We start from the raw sequence: 19,706 nt of genomic DNA on the forward strand, positions 1-19,706 counted from the left end.
GGCGGCCAGTGTAGAGCGTAGCCGAAGCGGAAACTATAGGAATGAAGCGCGAAAACTTTGGTGCTGACGATTAGGGATTTTTTTGGTCGTTCGGGAGTACTTATCCCGCCAATCGGAAGCACTCACAGACGCACAATCCATTGTGCATCTGTGAAGGGAAACAGACGTCGTGATTACTCGTTGCTGGCCGTTTGCGACGATTTCTGCTTCTTGTAGGCCAGCGCCGCTGCCGGAACCGGCGCCGCTTTGCCGGTTTCCAGCCAGTCACGCAGACGGTTGGCATCGGCAAAGTGGGTGTACTTGCCAAACGCATCCAGCACCACCAGCGCCACCGGACGGTTGTTGATCACCGTGCGCATCACCAGGCAGTGGCCGGCTTCATCGGTATAACCGGTTTTGGTCAGCGCGATACGCCAGTCGTTTTTGTACACCAGGTGATTGGTGTTACGGAACGGCAGCGCATAGTTCGGATGTTTAAACACCGCCGTATCTTCTTTGGTGGTGCTCAGTTCACCAATCAACGGATATTGACGCGTGGCTTTTGCCAGCTTAATCAAATCTTCCGCATTGGAGACGTTGTGAATCGACAAACCTGTCGGTTCAACATAGTGGGTATGCGTCATGCCCAGCGCACGTGCTTTGGCATTCATCGCGCGGATAAAGGCGTCATAACCGCCCGGATAGTGATGCGCCAGGCTGGCGGCAGCACGGTTTTCCGAAGACATCAGCGCCAGCAGCAGCATATTGCGGCGGCTGATTTCGCTGTTCAATTTGACGCGAGAGAACACCCCACGCATTTCTGGCGTGTGGCTAATATCCACCGACAGCATCTCATCCATCGGCAGTTTGGCATCCAGCACCACCATTGCCGTCATCAGCTTGGTGAGTGACGCGATAGGCCGCACACGATCCGGATGGCTGGAGAACAGCACTTTATTGGTTTCAAGATCGGCAATCATGGCACTGCCGGAGGCGATTTGCGGTTGGGCAATCGGCGCCAGATTAGACAGCGCAGCAGGCGCGGCCAGTGCCGGAGTGACAGCTGCCGGTGCGGCGACAAACAGCGCCAGCGACAGCAAGGAAATACGCATTTTTACAGACATCGTGTCAAAAAAATCCGGTTAGGAGTTTTGCGCCGTGTTTAAGACACAGGCCGCGCGCATCAAACCAGACGGGATGCGGGCTGGCAGCAGCATAATACGCGCTTATCTGCGAAATTTCTTAGGTAGATTGTTTCTGAGCGTTAAAAAAACGGGAGACCAAATGGCCTCCCGTTCACGGTGTCATTGCAGGTTAGAACAATCGTGGTCCGTAACCCCACAACACCACGGTCAGTGCCAGCAGTACTTCAAACACCAGCACACCAATCGCCAGTGTCGATCCTGAGAAGCGCATGCTCTCTTCACGATCAATATTGAGGAACACCGGAATGCCGACGTACAGCAGATAACCGGTATAGAGTAACGCCACCGCGCCGACCAACACGCACAGCCACACCAGCGGATAAAGTGCCACCAGCCCACTAATAAACAACGGGGTGGCGACATAGCCAGCAAACACGGTACAGCGCTGAACGCTGGGACGCTGCGGATAATCGCGCGCCATCCAATGAATGACGCGGCCCATCACCGCCACGCCGCCTAAGATAATCAGATAGAAAAGAATGCCGAGACCGATGCCGGTCAGCAGGTTGAGTTGTACGAACTGCCCTTCGCCCAGATTCCAGCCCAGTTGTGTGGTACCGATAAAGGCACAGATCACCGGGATCGCTGCCATCATCAAAACATGGTGGGTGTAGTGGTGCGAAACGCTCTCGTTTTCTTGCTTGATATCGCGCATTTCCTGGTTAGGATGCGCCAGAAGACCCCAGACATGATTCATAAAATCACTCCTCTGATGCGACGGGCTGCCACTTCAGCGATCAGGCTGTCTCACTCAGGCAGCTTCCCTTCAAGTATAATCGGCGCGGCTGTTTTTGCGGACAGCGGCACAAAAAAAGCCGCTGGCGTATAAACTGTTACCTGAATCAATCGCGACAGGGAGGATAATTTGCATCTCGATATCAATGGATTAATTACGCAGTACGGCTATCTGGCGTTGCTGATTGGCTGTATCGCGGAAGGGGAAACTTTTACCCTGCTGGGCGGCGTGGCGGCGCATGAAGGCCTGCTGCACTTCACCGGCGTGGTGCTGGCCGCGATGATCGGAGGGATTATCGGCGATCAGCTGTTGTTCTGGCTGGGCCGTCGCTACGGCACGCGCATCCTGCGCCGTTTCCGTAAACATGAAGACACCATTCGTAAAGCCAATCGCCTGATTCAGAAGCGCCCGAGTCTGTTTGTGATTGGCGTGCGCTTTATGTACGGCTTCCGCATTATTGGCCCGATCATCATCGGTACCAGCCGGTTAAAACCGCTGCGCTTCTTTGTGCTCAACGTGATAGGCGCCGCGCTCTGGTCGCTGATCTTTGTCACCCTGGGTTACTTCGCCGGGGAGATCATTACCCCGTGGCTGCACAAGCTCGACCAGCACCTTAAACATTTGTTGTGGCTGGTGGCGGCGATTGTGTTCGGCATCGCGCTGCGTTACGTGATTCGCCGCTGGAACCGCCGCCGGGCGGATTAGTGGTGGTAACCTTTAAACTGCGGGTTGGCCAACATAAAGCCACCGTCAACAATAAACGATTGTCCGGTGGTATAGGTCGCCCATTCCGAACACAACCACGCCACTAAACTTGCCACTTCACGCGTATCACCGGGGCGTCCAATCGGAATTTCCGGCATACGTGTGCTGCGCGCCTGATCGTCAGTCAGATGGTTCATCGCAGTGGCAATCGCGCCCGGTGCCACGGCATTCACCAGAATGTGATGGGGCAACAAACTCAACGCCATCGACTTGGTCAGACCGCCGAGCGCATGTTTCGCCGCGGTGTAAGCGGTGGCATCCGGCAACGGAGTGTGTTCATGCACTGAAGTGATGTTAATGATGCGCCCACCATCGCCCTGATCGACCATATGACGGGCAGCGATCTGTCCGCAGATAAACGAACCATCCACATCGACGCTGAACGTTTTCCGCCAATCTTCAAAGGTGACATCGAGAAAATCAGCTTTCATCATCACGCCCGCGTTGTTGACCAGTACGTCAATGCGACCCAGTGAATTGATGAGCTGCGCCAGTTGCTTGCCCCCTTCTTGCGGATCAGAGAGATCCAGCTGCCGTACCTGTGCGGTTTGCCCTTTACTCTCGACCAGTCGCGCCGTTTCCTGTGCCCCCGCTTCATCTGAGCGCCAGGTGATCCCTAACGTGTAGCCCGCTTCAGCCAGCATGACGGCACAGCTGCGGCCAATGCCGGAATCGGATGCGGTAACCACGGCCACTTTCTGTTTGCCCAGTGCCATAACATTCTCCTGCGTGATGGGTGTCTTCACAGTATAGAAGTTATCGATCTGTGCCTCGGGTCAGCCGAAAACACCCTTTCGTCTATAGTTAACAATCAGATGCAGTCAAGGAGGCAGGATGAGCAAAATTAAACGCAGAATTGATGATCACGGCGTGATTGGGGATTTACGGACCTGTGCATTGATCGCCAATGACGGCACCATCGATTATCTCTGCTGGCCGGAACTGGATAGCCCGTCCGTGTTTGCTGCGTTGCTGGATGGCGATGATGCCGGTCTGTTCTCACTGGCACCGGACTGGAAAAATGCGCGCCAGCAGCAGCTCTATCTGCCGGATACCAATATTTTACAGACGCGCTGGTTAGGCGATGCGGGCGTGGCAGAGATAACCGATTACATGCCGATCTGCGACCAGCCCAATAAAGTGCCGCGGCTGGTACGCCGGGTCAAAATGGTGCGCGGTTCGGCCACCTTCAATCTGCTGTGCGCCCCGCGCCATGATTATGCCCGTGCCGAAACCCATACCGAACTGCGCCCCGGTGGCGTGGCCTTTCTTGCCGAAGGCCAGCCCGCGTTACGGCTGAGTGCTACGGTGGTAATGACCCGGGAAAACCACAGTGCAGTTGCCGAATTTACCCTCCAGGCCGGGGAATCTGCTGAGTTTGTCTTTGGCAGCGATGACGATCCCTTTGTGGCGGAGATTGCCACTGAACAGTGCTTCAGCGATACACTGGCCTACTGGCGGCGCTGGAGCAGCCACAGCACGTATCGCGGACGCTGGCAGGAAATGGTGACGCGATCCGCACTGGCACTCAAACTACTCACCTCGAAACAGCACGGTTCGATTGCCGCTGCAGCAACCTTTGGCCTGCCGGAAGAGTTAGGCGGCGAGCGCAACTGGGATTATCGCGCCTCGTGGATTCGGGATGCCTCCTTTAGCATGTATGCGCTGATGCGCCTGGGTTATGTGGAAGAAGCGCGAGACTTTACCCATTGGGTGGGTCGCTGCGTCGAGCACAGTCATGACGACACGCCGCACCTGCAGGTGATGTACCGTCTGGACAGCGGTACCGAACTGCATGAAACCGAGTTGCTCAATCTTTCCGGCTATGCCAACTCGCGCCCGGTGCGCATCGGCAATGATGCGTGGCGGCAGACCCAGCTGGATATTTACGGCGAGCTGATGGATGCCATTTACCTTGCCAATAAATACGGTGAAGCCATTTCACAGCGCGGCTGGCGGCATGTTTCCGACATGATTGATTATGTCTGCGGCAACTGGAATCAGCCCGATGCCGGTATCTGGGAGATGCGCGGTGAGCCAGAGCACTTTCTGCATTCGCGCCTGATGTGCTGGGTGGCACTGGATCGCGCCCTGCGTCTCGGTCTGAAGCGTTCATTGCCGATGCCGTATGAGCGCTGGGATCGTGTGCGCAGCGAGATCCGCGATGACATCTGGCAAAACTTCTGGAGCCCGGAACTGGGCCATTTTACCGCTACACGCGGCGGCAAGTTCCTTGATGCTTCTATGTTGCTCATGCCGCTGGTGCGCTTTGTCAGCTCCACCGATCCCGACTGGATTGCCACCCTTGACGCGATTAAAACGCATCTGGTGAGCGACGGTTTAGTGCGCCGCTATAACATTAGTGAAACCCCTGCCGATGCCTTAACCGGGGGTGAAGGTTCCTTTGCCGCCTGTTCCTTCTGGTATGTGGAGTGTCTGGCGCGGGCCGGACGCGTGCATGAAGCCCATTTTGAGTTTGAAAAGTTGCTGAGCTATGCCAATCCCCTGGGATTGTACGCCGAGGAATTTACTACGCATGGCGAAGCGCTGGGAAATATGCCGCAGGCGCTGTCGCATCTGGCGTTAATCAGTGCCGCTTTTTTCCTCAATCGTAAATTGAGCAATGAAGTGACGCTGTGGCAGCCTTAAGAAAATTCACATTTTGGGCGGTACGGCAACGAGATGGGTCGGGAAATGCCCACTATTTAAGTAAAGTATCATCAGCCATTGAAAATCCTGATTCCCATCACTGCGCCTATGCACATATAATGCGCACCGGGTCATTGAGACCATGATGGATTCGACACACTGACAAGCCTGAAACACGGCTATAACGACTTGAAAAACATGAAAAAGAGCATTCGCGCGTTCGCTTCACTTGCTTTGGTACTGGCGGCGTTCAGCCAGTCGGCATTCGCAGTAGTGTATCCGCTGCCAGCGGCTAACAGCCGTTTGATCGGCGAAAACCTTGAAATCACCGTGCCTGATGACAGCCGACTTCCGCTGGAAGCCTTTGCTGCTCAGTACCAGATGGGCCTCAGCAACATGCTGGAAGCCAATCCGGGCGTTGATGTTTATCTGCCAAAAGCGGGCACCAAAATGGTGATCCCTCAGCAGCTGATCCTGCCTGACGCCCCGCGTGAAGGCATCGTGATCAACAGCGCGGAAATGCGTCTTTACTACTATCCGAAAGGCACCAAGACCGTGGTTGTGCTGCCAATCGGTATCGGTGAACTGGGTAAAGACACGCCAGTGAACTGGACCACGACCGTTCAGCGTAAAAAAGCCGGTCCAACCTGGACGCCAACCAAAGCGATGCACGCAGAATACGCATCACGTGGCGAAAGCATTCCAGCCGTATTCCCGGCAGGTCCGGATAACCCGATGGGCCTGTATGCGCTGTATATCGGCCGTCTGTACGCGGTTCACGGTACTAACGCCAACTTCGGTATCGGTTTGCGCGTGAGCCACGGCTGTGTGCGTCTGCGTGCTGACGACATCAAATGGCTGTTCGACAACGTGCCGGTTGGCACTCGCGTACAGTTTATCGATCAGCCGGTGAAAGCCACCGTTGAGCCAGACGGTTCTCGCTATGTAGAAGTGCACAACCCACTCTCTACTACCGAAGAGCAGTTCAACTCACGTGAAGTGGTGCCGATTACGCTGACCGCAGCGGTGACCAAAGTGATTGCCGATGGCAGCACTAACCAGGACGCGGTGAATAACGCGATTCAGGCGCGTAACGGCATGCCAACTAAAATCAACGGTCCGCAGGGTGAAGTGATGCCTGCTCCGGTACCGGTTCAGGAATCTTCTGACGCCACGCCAAAAGAAGAGCCGATGACCCCGCAGGGCGCCAGCGCCGTTGCACCGCAGAGTGATGTGGCTCCGGCTGCTCAGCCTGCGCCAGCGACCGGCAACAGCCTGTAATCGCTGACTCGCCATGCAGTAAAAAGCCAGCCCATTGTGGCTGGCTTTTTTTTGCCCGGTCGCCATAAGTGGCAACCCTACGATGTTATTGCGTAATGCTTGTCACTTAAGTGCGCTTTGGTCGGCATTAATGGCGACCCTACAAAGTTGGGTATGGTATTCGTAGGGGGCGCATTTATGCGTACCGGGTTAAATACGCACTCATTGGCTTATCTACGGGGTTATTCCCGCCGCCGTCTCAACGCCAGCCAGCCCGCCACCAGGGTAAACACCAACACCACAATCACCAGCAGTAAGAAACCGTGCGGATTATTTGCTAGCGGAATCCCGCCCACGTTCATACCGAAAAAGCCGGCAATGATGTTAATCGGCAGCGCCAGCACGGTGATCACCGTCAGTAAAAACAGCGTGCGGTTACTCTGCTCCATCAAACTCGCGGCAATCTCTTCCTGCAACAAACGAATGCGTTCCATCAGTCCCGCCAGGTCATTCAATGCGACGCTGAACTCTTCGGTAAAGATGCGCAGTTCACTTAGCGGTTCGCGCTTGAGCCACTTTGGTGGCCGATTTAACAAACGAAATAGCGCGGCGGGTTCCGGTGCCAGCAAACGCTGCACACGCAGTAGCATACGGCGTAAATGGCCCAACTCACTGCGGTTGCTTTTAATCGCGGCACTGAGCAAACGCTCCTCAATGGCATCCACCGCCTGACTGGAGCGGCGCACCACTTGCTCTAGTTGCGCTTCCTGCTCACCCAGCAACCACAACAGCATCGCATCCGGCTCGGCGAACGGGAGACGATCAATTTGCTGATGCATGCGCTCAATCATTCCCACCGGGCGATAACGCGCGGTGACAATGGTGTGTGTACAACACCAAATCCACAGCGTGGCATTCTGTGTACTGCGCTCTTCTTTACTGAAAGTCACATCATTGAGCACTGCCAGCAGCGCATCGTTTTGATGGGCCAAACGCGTGCGCGGTGAAGCAGAATGGATCTCATCGAAAAAATCATCGTCTACACTAAAGTGGTCCTGAACCCAGCGCTCGGCACGGGCATGATTCAGGTTGATGTGTAGCCAAAGAAAATAGGATTCTGGCAAATTTTGCTGCGCGAGCTGCGAAGCTTCACGCGCGTTGAGCCGCTGTGGCGGTGCTTCCGGCGTGAACAGATACCCATGAATGAGTCCGGCCACTTCATTATTGAAGTCCGGCAATGAGGCAAGCGGCAAGACAGGCTGGAGCATGGCAGCGTGAGGATCCCGAAGCGGTCAGATCCACAGACTGCGACAGCCGTGTTACAGCAAGATGACAGAGCGTGATCGCGATCATCATTCTGTCATACAAACCACGTATCACACTGCGGGTAACGGATGCCAATCGAGCATCGTCAATCCACACCGGGGTGTGTTATGGCTGAAAACAGTTTACCTGCATCTACATCATCGTCCCAAAACGGACGCCCGAATCTTAACCAGGGCAACGGAAAAATCTCACGCATCATTTTCCTGATCCTGCTGTGCGGCGGCCTGCTGTTCACCGCCATCAACCTGTTTAATGACGTGGAGGAGACCGGCGCGACTGTCACCAGTTATACGCCGTTCCTGCTGCTGGGCGTGGCTTTAGTGATTGCGCTCGGCTTTGAGTTTGTTAACGGCTTCCACGATACCGCCAATGCCGTCGCCACCGTGATTTATACCCATTCGCTGTCGCCGGGTGTTGCCGTGGTGTGGTCTGGCTTCTGCAACTTCCTTGGCGTTTTGCTCTCCAGCGGGGTGGTGGCGTTTGGCATTATCTCACTGCTGCCGGTGGAGCTGATTCTGCAGGCAGGTAGCGGCAACGGCTTCGCTATGGTGTATGCGCTGCTGTTCTCAGCGATCATCTGGAACCTCGGCACCTGGTACTTCGGCCTGCCGGCGTCCTCTTCGCACACGCTGATCGGTTCGATCATCGGCGTGGGCGTGGCGAATGCCCTGCTGCACGGTCGTAGTGGTACCAGCGGTGTGGATTGGGATCAGGCGATCAAAGTGGGTTACGCCCTGCTGCTGTCGCCGATTGTCGGCTTTATCTGTGCGGCGCTCCTGCTGCTGGCGATGAAGGCCTTTATCCGCAACCGCCAGCTGTATGAAGCACCAAAGGGCAATCAGCCTCCACCGGCATGGATTCGCGGCCTGCTGATCCTGACCTGTACCGGTGTCTCATTTGCCCACGGTTCAAACGACGGCCAGAAAGGCATGGGCCTCATCATGCTGATTCTGGTGGGCACCATGCCCATTGCCTACGCCCTGAACCGTTCGCTGCCGCCGGATCAAATCCCGCGCGTGGCCGCATTAACCCAGGTCACCGAACAGCAGCTGCTGACGCTGCAACCGGCACCCGCCGCGATGCCCGCGCCGCGTGAAGTGCTGACCGAGTTCGTGCGCACCAGCCAGAACCGCCCTCAGGTACTCCCTGCCCTCGGCATGATGCTGGGCGATATCGGCGATCAGATCCGTCGTTATGGTGCCGTGGAGAATATCCCGGCTCAGGCGGTGACAAACACCCGTAATGATATGTACCTCGCCTCCGAAACCATCAAACATCTGCAATCGGCCAAAGTCGCGATGCCGGAAGAGATTGCCAGCAATCTCACCGCCGTGAAGAAAGAGTTGGATGCCGCCACGCGCTTTATCCCGATGTGGGTGAAAGTGGTGGTGGCGATTGCCCTTGGGCTCGGCACCATGGTGGGCTGGCGCCGCATTGTGGTCACCGTCGGTGAGCGCATCGGCAAAACCCATCTGACCTACGCACAGGGTGCCAGTGCGGAGCTGGTGGCGATGGCAACCATCGGCGCGGCGGATGTGTTCGGCTTACCAGTCTCCACCACACATGTCCTGTCATCAGGCGTGGCCGGTTCGATGGCCGCTAACAAATCTGGCCTGCAGCTCTCGACGATTCGTAACCTCGCGCTAGCGTGGGTGCTGACGCTGCCGGTCTCAGTCTTACTTTCAGGGCTGCTTTACGCTCTGTTTATTCATCTGTAACGGGGAAAAGTCATGGCGACACACGACAATAGCTTCCACAGCGAGACCTTCAATGCGCGTCTGCTGCAGGAGTTTTACGACAGCTACGACGAAGAGCTGGAAATGGAGCTGGATGATCTGCGCTTCAATGATAACGGTGAACCGCAGCAGGAAGGCGATAAGGCTTTCCGCCGCCGCTACTTCCGTGAGTTGCTGCATCTGCAGGGCGAGCTGGTGAAGTTGCAGGATTGGGTGATGCGCACCGGACATCGCGTGGTGATTTTGTTTGAAGGCCGTGATGCCGCCGGGAAAGGCGGGGTGATCAAGCGTATCACCCAGCGTTTAAACCCACGTACCTGTCGCGTCGCCGCCCTGCCCGCGCCGAACGATCGTGAGAAAACCCAGTGGTATTTCCAGCGCTATATCGCTCACCTGCCTGCAGCCGGTGAGATTGTGATGTTTGACCGCAGCTGGTACAACCGCGCAGGCGTTGAGCGCGTGATGGGCTTCTGTAATGAAGCCGAAGTCGAAGAGTTTTACCGCAGCGTGCCGGAATTCGAAAAAATGCTGACCCGCAGCGGCATTCAGATCATCAAATACTGGTTCTCGATCACCGATGAAGAGCAGGAACTGCGCTTCCTGAGCCGCATCCACGATCCGCTGAAACAGTGGAAATTGAGCCCGATGGATCTCGAAAGCCGCCGCCGTTGGGAAGATTACACCGAAGCGAAAGAAGAGATGCTGGAGCGTACGCACATCCCTGAAGCGCCATGGTGGGTAGTGCAAGGTGTGGATAAGAAGCGTGCGCGCCTGAACTGCATCAGCCATCTGCTGCAACAGGTGCCGTACGAAGAGAGCGAGAGCAAAACCATAATGTTACCAACGCGCGAACGTCATGAAGATTATCGCCGCGCGCCAGTACCAGAAAACATGGTGGTGCCAGAGAAGTATTAATTAACAGTTTGCACGGCTGCCTCGCGGCCGTGCTGCTGTTGCAGACGCAATGTTATGGCAAATGCGCCCAGTACCATCAGGGCCGCTGCCAGATACACTGACTGCATCCCCCAATGACCAATCAGCAATCCCGCCACCGGACCGGTTAATCCCAGCCCTAAATCAAGAAACGCCGAGTAGGTGCCCAGCGCCGAGCCCTGATCCTGTTGCTGCACGCGTTTAACCGCTTCCACGCCCAGCGCCGGGAACACCAGCGAGAAACCACCGCCGGTCAGGAATGCACCGATATCCACCAGCCAACTGCTATCAGCCTGCCAGATTAACAGCAGACCGGCACACTCCAGCACAAATGACACCAGCGACACTTTCAACCCGCCAAAACGAGTGATGTAGCGGCCACCGGCCAGACGCACCAGCACAAAGCCCAGACTAAACAACGTCAGGGCAAAAGCAGCGCCGCTCCAGTAGCGGCTGGCAAAATAGAGCGTGATAAACGTTGAGATAACGCCAAATCCGATGGTGCCAAAGCCCAACGCCAGCCCAAACAGCCAGACGCGGCTGACCACGCGATGAAAAGGGATACGCACGCCCGCGGTGACGCTGACCGCCGCTTTACGGCTCGCCATGCAGAAACCGATGACGCCCATCAACGCCACAAGCCCGGCAAAGCCGCTGATGCCGAACATTTGATTGAGCAGCACCCCGAGCGGTGCGCCTATCGCCATCGCAAAGTAGGTGGCAACGCCATTCCATGAGATCACACGCGCCGTCTGCAACGGTCCGACAATGTTCATCCCCCACAGCGTTGAGCCAGTACTGCTAAAGCTTTCACCCACCCCCAGAAACAGCCTTCCCACCGCCAATAGCGCCAGACTGAGCATCGGCACATCGGTGAACAACGCAGCGAAAAGGGAAAGTACGCCACTCATGCCGCAGCACACCAACCCCATCATCACCACACGTTTCGGGCCATAACGATCGGCCAGACGGCCCGAATGCGGACGGCTGAGCAGCGTGGCGAAGTACTGCAGGCTGATGATCAATCCGGCGATGAACGAGCTGAACCCCAGTTGGTTATGCACAAATCCCGGTAGCACCGCGAGCGGCAACCCTACCGAGAGGTAGCAGAAAAACGTGAAGACAATAACGGAGATGATGCGTTTATTTAACTGAGCATGACTCAGTACAGCGGCGTCAGACATAAGTGATGGCATTACAAATGAATGTGAAACGCTACTATAGCGCAATTAGCGTTGAGCTTGAACCTGACTTTACATGGGACTGTGTCATAGGGTAATTCTGTATAATTCCCTTATCAGGCTTATTTAAATATCGCCCCAGCATTTCACCTTCGATTAATAACAGAAATTAATTCAATTTCTTTTACACATCGGCCTGACAAATCTGAAAAAAAACCTTTTCGGAAAACGATTATCCAAAAAATATTCCATTAAAATAGCAACAAAACCAACTGTTAATCTTTTCAGGTCGCGCGAATGCTGAGAGAGGCGCACGCAATCATTCACATTAAGACATAGATTCCGCCCCTGATTGCCTTTAGGTTACAGATTAATCAATCAAATACCGATCGTTACTTTCGGTGCGTAATAGGCATAGCGGCAACGTTGAGCCTGTGCACCCGCTTAAGCCAATTTCTGACCTCTGTTCATTCTGTTCCCTACCGACCAGGAGAGATTATGAAGATAATCATCAGTGGAAGCGGATATCCTGAAAAAAGAAATATCATCACTAACCCACACAACAAATATATTGATTGCCGAAAAAAGAATATTTATTTCTATTTAAATGCCGTCAAAGCAAAAATCTTACATAAAAATAAACAATTTATTTTTCTTCCGCTCCCCGGCTTACTGCCACACGATGCGGATGTCATTCACCTTTTCAATGAAGTGGCCGACACCAAAAGGAACTGGATCGCCACCTTTGAAACCGAAATCCCACGCGTGCTGCCGGTGCCCGGTGTGGCAAAATACGACAATCCTGAATTGAAGTCGCAGCTGCAATTAATCGCGAAAGCGGAATGCCTCACGTTGATTGCCATCTCGCAAGCGACCCTCGACATCCAGTGGAAGCTGCTCGATGCGTTTCCCGCGATCAAAGCCGCCGTCAGACACAAGTTACACGTTCTGCATCCGCCGCAACCGCTGTTGTGCGTTAAACCGCGCCTGATCTCGCCCGGAGAAATACGTTTCATCTTTATCGGCAATGAGTTCTATCGCAAAGGCGGCGCGGAAGTGGTACTGGCCATCTCGCAATTAACCGAAGAGGATGTGTTCACCCGCGGCCAGATTCAGGTCACGCTGATTGGGGACATCACACAGCGCCATAATATTGCCCATCGGCAATTTCAGGATGATGAGGCGTTCTACACGCGCATTGAGCACTTAATCAAAATCTCGCCCCACATTCAGCATTTCACCACCCTGCCCAACAATCAGGTATTGACCTTACTGCAGCATTCGCACGTGGGATTGTTGCCCAGCTGGCAGGATACTTACGGATTCTCAGTGCTGGAGATGCAAGCCAGTGGCTGTCCGGTGATCACCACTAACATTCGCGCCTTGCCGGAGATCAATCCACCCGGTGCAGGGTGGCTGATTCAGCAGCCGGTGAATGACGAATATGAGTATGTGGTTGATTCTCAGGAGAGTAAATTGCAGATCCGCCGACAAATCGTGCAGCAGCTAAAGGGGTATATCATTGATATTTTGCGCAATCCGGGCGTGATCACGCAATACTCTGCGCAATCACTGAAGAGAATTGCTGAGCAACACGATCCCGGCAAATTCAGCGAGCAACTTGCCCTCTTCTATTCAGCCAGCAAGCAGATGCACTACACAACGGCGTTTAAATGAGGATGGGTTAAACCGGTGCGGTTAACTGTAGGGCGTGGCGCTCAATCGCCGTGGCGATCTCTGCAGATACGCGCAGGGTGCGGATTTCACTGAACAGCCCATCGGCTTCGTTATAGGCTTTACGCAAATAGCCGAGCCACTGTTTGATGCGGGCGACGTGATACATGCCGGTATCGCCCTGCTTCTCTAACTGCGTGTATTTGAGCAGCAGTTCGACCACTTCAGGCCACGGCATCGGTGCTTCGTTATATTTCACCACACGACCGAGATTCGGGATGTTGAGCGCACCGCGGCCCAGCATCACCGCATCGCAACCGGTGACGCGCAGACAGTCTTGCGCATCCTGCCAGCTCCAGATCTCACCGTTGGCGATCACCGGAATCGACAGACGCTGGCGAATTTCGCCAATCGCCTGCCAGTTAATGCTTTCAGCGCGATAGCCCTCTTCTTTGGTGCGACCGTGCACCACCAGTTCGCTGGCGCCGGCCTGCTGCACCGCGTCGGCAATTTCAAAGCGGCGCTCGCCCGAATCCCATCCCAGACGCACTTTCACCGTGACGGGAAGGTGATCGGGTACGGCTTCACGCATCGCTTTCGCGCCGCGATAAATCAGCTCAGGATCTTTGAGTAAGGTGGCGCCGCCGCCACTGCCGTTCACCAGCTTTGATGGACAGCCGCAGTTGAGATCGACGCCCCAGGAGCCAAGCTCCACCGCACGCGCGGCGTTTTCTGCCAGCCACTCAGGGTATTGCCCGAGGAGCTGCATACGCACGCGCGTACCGGAAGCCGTTCGGCTGCTGTTGTGCAGCTCGGGACACAAACGGTAGAAGGATTTTACTGGCAGCAGTTGATCGACCACGCGCAAAAACTCAGTGACGCACAGATCATAATCATTTACCCCGGAGAGCAGTTCGCGTACCAGCGAATCCAGTACGCCCTCCATCGGTGCCAGTAATACCCTCATCGCGTTAGATGTTCCCGCTCTTTTTCGCTGCCGGACGACGACGACCGCTGTTGGCGGCTGGCGCATTTTGACCGGCACTGCTGCCCTGGCGACGTGCCGGGCGCGCTTCGCCTTGTGGACGTGCGCCATTGCCACCCTGTGGACGCTGACCGTTGCCACTGTGCGGGCGAGAGACATTACCGCCTTGTCCACGACCCTGACCACCCTGACCACGGCCCTGGCCGCGACCCTGCTGCTGGCGACCGTTCTGGATCGGTTCCGCTTTAATGCTCGGGTCTACTTCAAAACCTTCCAGCTCAATGCGCGGGATCTCACGCTTCAGCAGGCGTTCGATATCACGCAGCAGTTTGTGTTCATCGACACACACCAGTGACAGCGCGGCGCCGGTTGCCGCAGCACGACCGGTACGACCAATACGATGCACATAGTCTTCCGCCACGTTTGGCAGCTCGTAGTTCACGACGTGTGGCAGTTCTTCGATATCCAGACCACGCGCAGCGATATCCGTCGCCACCAGCACACGAATGCCACCGGATTTAAAGTCAGCTAACGCACGGGTACGCGCGCCCTGGCTTTTGTTACCGTGGATCGCCGCTGCGGTGATGCCATCTTTGTTCAGCTGCTCAGCCAGATGGTTAGCGCCGTGTTTGGTACGGGTGAACACCAGCACTTGCTGCCAGTTATCGCGACCAATCATCAGCGACAACAGTTCCCGCTTACGCTTCTTATCAACGAAGTGTACTTGCTGCGAAACCTGTTCCGAGGCGGTGTTACGACGCGCCACTTCAACCTGTTCCGGGTTGGTCAGCAGTTTTTCCGCCAGGGTTTTGATCTCATCCGAGAAGGTGGCAGAGAACAGCAGGTTCTGACGTTTCGCCGGCAGGCGCGCCAGTACACGGCGGATGTCGTGGATAAAGCCCATATCGAGCATGCGATCCGCTTCATCCAGTACCAGAATTTCGACCTGTGACAGATCAACCGCATTTTGATGCGCCAGATCCAGCAGACGGCCAGGGGTCGCCACCAACACATCCACCCCCCCGCGCAGTTTCATCATCTGCGGGTTGATGCTCACGCCACCGAAGACCACCAGTGAACGGATATTGAGATACTGACTGTACTCACGGACGTTCTCGCCCACCTGCGCCGCTAGTTCACGGGTAGGGGTGAGGATCAACGCACGTACCGGACGACGGCCGCGCGCGTTAGAAGGATTCGCAGTGAGACGCTGCAACAGTGGCAGCGTGAAACCGGCGGTTTTACCGGTACCGGTTTGGGCGCTCGCCAGCAGGTCACGGCCCGCCAGCACTACGGGAATGGCCTGACGCTGAATCGGCGTCGGTTCCTGGTAGCCTTGTTCCGCTACCGCACGCAAAATATCGGCACTTAAGCCGAGAGAGTCAAATGACATGCAGGTGTATTACTCCGAACCGCCCTGTTCGCCGTCAGCGATGTAGTTTTCAGGGGGTATATGACGCAAGCCTAGTGGGCTCACGTGTGAAAAGGGCACAAACTACCATGCGTAAGGGCGGGAGTTTAGCAGGTTTCCGCTGCCACCGCGACTGACAATAGTCACGGCACTGTAACATGATGTGGGTAATCTTCCTGACGTGGCAAGCGTGGTGTCGTTGCTCACTACGCCCGTTATCGCGCGGCGCATAACAAAAAAGGAGCCGCATTCGGCTCCTTTCTGTTCGCCACTGAGCTTGAGCTTAGCTGCGTTTTTTCTCCACGCGATGCGCGGGTTCTTTCGCCAGCAGTGACACCAGTGCCGGCCCGACCAACATCACCACGCCCAGGCAACCGATCAACAGGTTGTTATGGATGAAGCGAGAGATCAGGAACAGCGTCAACATCGCTGCGCCGAAGTAGTACGTTGTCGTGACTTCTTCCAGCGCGTCACCCATGCGACGTAAACGGGCACTACGCTGCAGAGCCAGCATGGCGATAAACACCACTGCATAAGCTGCTACCAGGGTACTGCTCACTTCAACCAGCGCCTTGTGCTTCCAGCCCCAAACCAGCGCGGCAATCACCAGCAGGTGCATGGCAATGTGCAAACAGGTTTGACCGGTAACGATCTGAACACGATTAGACCATTTCATTCTCTTCTCCTGGCAGACCCAACAGGTCGCCCAAGTGTATCTGGCTGCAGCCAGACGGATTTCCTCAATGTAAAGCAAATTTCGGATAACGCCCTAATTTTCTGCGCCCTTCACCATCCATTTGTGACAAAGACTACACTTTGTGCTGTTGATGATGAAAAGGAGCGCGTCGAAGTATGCCACAAAACACGCAAGGATTTTCATTTAAAGTCCTGACGATCAATACCCACAAGGGGTTCACCAGCTTTAACCGCCGCTTTATCCTGCCGGAATTGCGCGACGCTGTCCGCGCCACCTCGGCGGATATTGTCTTCCTGCAAGAGGTGATGGGCACCCACGCTATCCATTCGCTGCACATTGAGAACTGGCCGGAAAACTCTCATTACGAGTATCTGGCCGATACCATGTGGCATGATTTTGCCTATGGCCGTAACGCAGTTTATCCCGAGGGACATCACGGGAACGCGATATTGTCACGTTTCCCTATTGTTGAATATGAAAATCTCGATATTTCTGTGGCGGGAAGTGAAAAGCGCGGCATGTTGCACTGTCAGATTCGCCTGCCGGATCGCCCCGATCCGCTGCATGTCATTTGTGTGCATTTAGGGTTAAAAGCGCAGCACCGTCAGGCGCAGATGAAGATGATGAGCGATCGTATCAACGCCCTGCCGCACGATGCACCGCTGGTGGTGGCCGGAGATTTCAATGACTGGCAGGTTCGTGCTAACCGCTTCCTGAAGCGCAGCGCGGGACTGCAGGAAGTGTTCAGCATGAAAAATGGCCGCCCGGCACGCACCTTCCCGGCACGTTTTCCGCTGCTGCGGCTTGATCGCATTTATATCCGCAACGCCACCGTCAGCCAGCCCTGGGCGCTGCCAGTGAAACCCTGGTCACACCTTTCCGATCACGCCCCTCTGGCTGTGGAGATTTTTTTATGAATTTCAGCTGGCGTGAAGGCAATCAATTACGGTTGCTGGAGAACGGCGATCAATTCTTCCCCTGCGTTTCAGCCGCGATTCAACGTGCCGAGCGCTCGCTGTTGCTGGAGACGTTTATTCTGTTTGAAGACGACGTCGGCAATGCGCTGCATAGCGATCTCCTGGCGGCGGCGCAGCGTGGCGTGAAGGTCGAAGTGATAGTGGATGGCTACGGTTCACACGATCTCTCCGACGCGTTTGTGAACACGCTGACCGAAGCCGGCGTGCGTTTTCTCTATTACGATCCTCGCCCGCTGGTGCTGGGCATGCGCACCAATGTCTTCCGTCGCCTGCACCGTAAAATCGTGGTGGTGGATGATGCCCTCGCCTTCGTCGGCGGCATCAACTTCTCCGCCGAGCACAATACTGATTACGGCCCGGAAGCGAAGCAGGATTATGCGGTCGAGGTGACGGGACCGGTGGTTCTGGATATCGCCCGCTACGTCCAGCAGGCCATTGGCAGCAAACAGACCACACGCCGCTGGTGGGGAGGACGTTCACCGCGGCTGGCGGTCAACGCCATGCCCGGCGATGCACAGGTGCTGTTTGTCTATCGCGATAATGACGACCATCGCGACGACATTGAGCAGCACTATCTCGATATGCTGCGAAAAGCAAAGCAGGACGTGATCATCGCCAATGCCTATTTCTTCCCCGGCTATCGCCTGTTACGTGAAATGCGCAGTGCCGCACAGCGGGGCGTGCGTGTACGGCTAATCGTGCAGGGCGAACCGGATATGGCGATTGTCAAAGTGGGCGCCGAAATGCTCTATAACTATCTGGTGGATGCCGGGGTTGAAGTCTACGAATATTGCCGCCGCCCGCTGCACGGTAAAATTGCGGTGCAGGATCAGCACTGGGCCACGGTAGGCTCCAGCAATCTCGATCCCCTGAGTTTATCGCTCAATCTGGAAGCCAATCTCATCGTGCACGATCGCACTTTCAATCAGACGCTGCGTGACAATCTGGAAGCCTTGCTTCAGCACGATTGTGTGCGTGTGCAGGATGACAAACTGCCGCCGCGCACCTGGTGGCATCTCACCAAAAGCGTGATTGTGTTCCATTTCCTGCGTCACTTCCCGGCCATTGCCGGTTGGTTGCCCGCGCACACGCCTTCGCTGGCGCAGGTTGATCCCCCGGTTCAACCAGAAATGGAAACCCAGGATCGGGTCGAAACCGGTAACGAAGGAGCGAAACCCTGATGAGCAAAAAACATTCGCGCTGGCAATGGACAAAGAAAATCCTCACCTGGCTGTTCTTTCTTGCGGTGATCGTGCTGCTGGTGATCTATGCGCGCAAAGTAAACTGGCAGGACGTTTATCAGGTGATCGTCGGCTACAACCGCTATGTGGTGCTGTGTGCGGCGGCGCTGGTGGTGGTCAGCTATCTCACTTATGGCGTGTATGACTTGATCGGCCGCGCCTACTGCGGACACAAACTGGCCAAGCGTCAGGTGATGCTGGTGTCGTTTATTTGTTACGCCTTCAACCTGACGCTCAGTACCTGGGTGGGCGGCGTGGCAATGCGTTATCGTCTCTATTCCCGTCTCGGCCTGCCCGGCGGCACGATAACGCGCATCTTTTCCATGAGTATCGCCACCAACTGGCTCGGCTATATCCTGCTGGCGGGCGTGGTGTTTGTCGCGGGCATGGTGCCGATTCCGCCGCGCTGGTTTATCGGCGAAAGCACTCTGCGCATTATTGGTGCGGTGTTATTAGCGCTGGTCGCGATTTATTTATGGGCCTGCGCCTTTGCGAAAAAACGCCGCTGGACTGTCAAGGGGCAGCATTTACAGTTGCCGTCGCTGCGTATGGCTCTGATTCAGTTTGCCGTCTCCAGTGCAAACTGGCTGGTGATGGGCACCATTATCTGGCTGCTGCTGGCGCGACAGGTGGATTACCCGCAAGTGCTGGGTGTGTTGCTGATTAGCAGTATTGCCGGGGTGATCATTCATATACCGGCAGGCATCGGGGTACTGGAAGCGGTATTTCTGGCGCTGCTGGCTGGCGAGCAGATTTCTCACGGCACTATCATCGCCGCCCTGCTGGCTTATCGCGTGCTCTACTTTATTTTGCCGCTGCTGCTGGCGCTGGTGTTGTATCTGGTGCTGGAGAGTCGCGCAAAACAACTGCGGCAAAAGAATGAACAGAAGATGGCGAATTCGGACGCGGGATAACCGAAGAGAAGGCCCTCACACGCAGAGGCCGCCATCA

At 55.6% G+C, this 19,706-nt stretch carries 17 protein-coding genes; 9 read left to right on the plus strand and 8 right to left on the minus strand.

Going from position 1 to position 19,706, the window contains the following annotated elements; translation table 11 throughout:
- Nucleotides 1–173: 173 nt before the first annotated feature.
- The gene (gene pbpG, locus ACCW76_RS17370; protein WP_436339453.1) at nucleotides 174–1,103 is read right to left on the minus strand and encodes a D-alanyl-D-alanine endopeptidase; all 930 of its coding nucleotides are present in this window, start codon (nucleotides 1,101–1,103) and stop codon (nucleotides 174–176) included.
- Between the two features lie 190 nt (nucleotides 1,104–1,293).
- Nucleotides 1,294–1,881, minus strand: a complete 588-nt coding sequence (locus ACCW76_RS17375) for a Yip1 family protein (RefSeq protein WP_038648059.1) — start codon at nucleotides 1,879–1,881, stop codon at nucleotides 1,294–1,296.
- Nucleotides 1,882–2,049: 168 nt separating this feature from the next.
- On the opposite strand from ACCW76_RS17375, the gene ACCW76_RS17380 reads away from it, so the two are divergent.
- Entirely contained in the window at nucleotides 2,050–2,625 is a 576-nt protein-coding gene (locus ACCW76_RS17380; RefSeq protein WP_038648061.1) for a DedA family protein, read from the plus strand.
- Here ACCW76_RS17380 and ACCW76_RS17385 read toward each other — a convergent pair.
- Nucleotides 2,622–3,401 (minus strand): SDR family oxidoreductase, encoded by a 780-nt coding sequence (locus ACCW76_RS17385; RefSeq protein ID WP_034821059.1) that lies wholly within the window; start codon nucleotides 3,399–3,401, stop codon nucleotides 2,622–2,624. The two genes, ACCW76_RS17380 and ACCW76_RS17385, sit on opposite strands and share 4 nt — an antisense overlap.
- 118 nt (nucleotides 3,402–3,519) lie before the next feature.
- Between ACCW76_RS17385 and ACCW76_RS17390 the strand changes: the two genes are divergently transcribed.
- Both ACCW76_RS17390 and ACCW76_RS17395 read left to right on the plus strand, forming a co-directional pair.
- Nucleotides 3,520–5,334 (plus strand): glycoside hydrolase family 15 protein, encoded by a 1,815-nt coding sequence (locus ACCW76_RS17390; RefSeq protein WP_436339456.1) that lies wholly within the window; start codon nucleotides 3,520–3,522, stop codon nucleotides 5,332–5,334.
- Nucleotides 5,335–5,532: 198 nt separating this feature from the next.
- The gene (locus ACCW76_RS17395) at nucleotides 5,533–6,615 is read left to right on the plus strand and encodes a L,D-transpeptidase family protein (protein WP_034821064.1); all 1,083 of its coding nucleotides are present in this window, start codon (nucleotides 5,533–5,535) and stop codon (nucleotides 6,613–6,615) included.
- 221 nt (nucleotides 6,616–6,836) lie between these two features.
- Here the strand turns inward: ACCW76_RS17395 and ACCW76_RS17400 are convergent, their stop codons facing one another.
- Nucleotides 6,837–7,862, minus strand: coding sequence for a transporter (locus tag ACCW76_RS17400; protein WP_045816455.1), 1,026 nt, complete (start codon nucleotides 7,860–7,862; stop codon nucleotides 6,837–6,839).
- Between the two features lie 165 nt (nucleotides 7,863–8,027).
- Here ACCW76_RS17400 and ACCW76_RS17405 point away from each other — a divergent pair, with 165 nt between their 5' ends.
- Together ACCW76_RS17405 and ppk2 are read left to right on the plus strand one after the other, a co-directional pair.
- The gene (locus ACCW76_RS17405) at nucleotides 8,028–9,638 is read left to right on the plus strand and encodes an inorganic phosphate transporter (protein ID WP_436339457.1); all 1,611 of its coding nucleotides are present in this window, start codon (nucleotides 8,028–8,030) and stop codon (nucleotides 9,636–9,638) included.
- A 12-nt stretch (nucleotides 9,639–9,650) separates the two neighbouring features.
- Nucleotides 9,651–10,571: a polyphosphate kinase 2 gene (gene ppk2, locus ACCW76_RS17410; RefSeq protein ID WP_045833553.1), complete on the plus strand. Its 921-nt coding sequence runs from the start codon at nucleotides 9,651–9,653 to the stop codon at nucleotides 10,569–10,571.
- On the opposite strand, the gene ACCW76_RS17415 is transcribed toward ppk2, so the two are convergent.
- The gene (locus tag ACCW76_RS17415) at nucleotides 10,568–11,773 is read right to left on the minus strand and encodes an MFS transporter (protein WP_436339458.1); all 1,206 of its coding nucleotides are present in this window, start codon (nucleotides 11,771–11,773) and stop codon (nucleotides 10,568–10,570) included. The genes ppk2 and ACCW76_RS17415 overlap by 4 nt on opposite strands.
- A 495-nt stretch (nucleotides 11,774–12,268) precedes the next feature.
- Between ACCW76_RS17415 and ACCW76_RS17420 the strand changes: the two genes are divergently transcribed.
- A complete protein-coding gene (locus tag ACCW76_RS17420) occupies nucleotides 12,269–13,447 on the plus strand; it encodes a glycosyltransferase family 4 protein (protein WP_436339459.1) in 1,179 nt (392 codons plus the stop codon).
- A gap of 7 nt (nucleotides 13,448–13,454) precedes the next feature.
- Here ACCW76_RS17420 and dusC read toward each other — a convergent pair whose 3' ends face one another.
- From dusC to ACCW76_RS17435, 3 genes are all read right to left on the minus strand, one after another.
- Nucleotides 13,455–14,411, minus strand: a complete 957-nt coding sequence (gene dusC / locus ACCW76_RS17425) for a tRNA dihydrouridine(16) synthase DusC (protein WP_045816460.1) — start codon at nucleotides 14,409–14,411, stop codon at nucleotides 13,455–13,457.
- Between the two features lie 4 nt (nucleotides 14,412–14,415).
- Nucleotides 14,416–15,822: an ATP-dependent RNA helicase RhlE gene (gene rhlE / locus ACCW76_RS17430; protein ID WP_045816461.1), complete on the minus strand. Its 1,407-nt coding sequence runs from the start codon at nucleotides 15,820–15,822 to the stop codon at nucleotides 14,416–14,418.
- 301 nt (nucleotides 15,823–16,123) lie between these two features.
- Nucleotides 16,124–16,516, minus strand: a complete 393-nt coding sequence (locus ACCW76_RS17435; protein ID WP_034821088.1) for a YbhQ family protein — start codon at nucleotides 16,514–16,516, stop codon at nucleotides 16,124–16,126.
- 176 nt (nucleotides 16,517–16,692) lie between these two features.
- On the opposite strand from ACCW76_RS17435, the gene ACCW76_RS17440 reads away from it, so the two are divergent.
- The 3 genes from ACCW76_RS17440 to ACCW76_RS17450 are packed head-to-tail and all read left to right on the plus strand — an operon-like array spanning nucleotide 16,693 to nucleotide 19,669.
- Entirely contained in the window at nucleotides 16,693–17,454 is a 762-nt protein-coding gene (locus tag ACCW76_RS17440; RefSeq protein ID WP_038648085.1) for an endonuclease/exonuclease/phosphatase family protein, read from the plus strand.
- Nucleotides 17,451–18,695 (plus strand): cardiolipin synthase ClsB, encoded by a 1,245-nt coding sequence (gene clsB, locus ACCW76_RS17445; protein WP_436339462.1) that lies wholly within the window; start codon nucleotides 17,451–17,453, stop codon nucleotides 18,693–18,695. The genes ACCW76_RS17440 and clsB overlap by 4 nt, the downstream gene beginning before the upstream one ends.
- Complete coding sequence (locus ACCW76_RS17450; RefSeq protein ID WP_436339463.1) at nucleotides 18,695–19,669, plus strand: lysylphosphatidylglycerol synthase domain-containing protein; 975 nt, start codon at nucleotides 18,695–18,697, stop codon at nucleotides 19,667–19,669. Before clsB ends, ACCW76_RS17450 begins: the two co-directional genes overlap by 1 nt.
- The last annotated feature ends 37 nt before the right edge of the window (nucleotides 19,670–19,706 follow it).

The sequence above is a fragment of the Pantoea sp. C8B4 genome (assembly GCF_051336905.1).
Classification (GTDB): Bacteria; Pseudomonadota; Gammaproteobacteria; order Enterobacterales; family Enterobacteriaceae; genus Pantoea; species Pantoea rwandensis_B.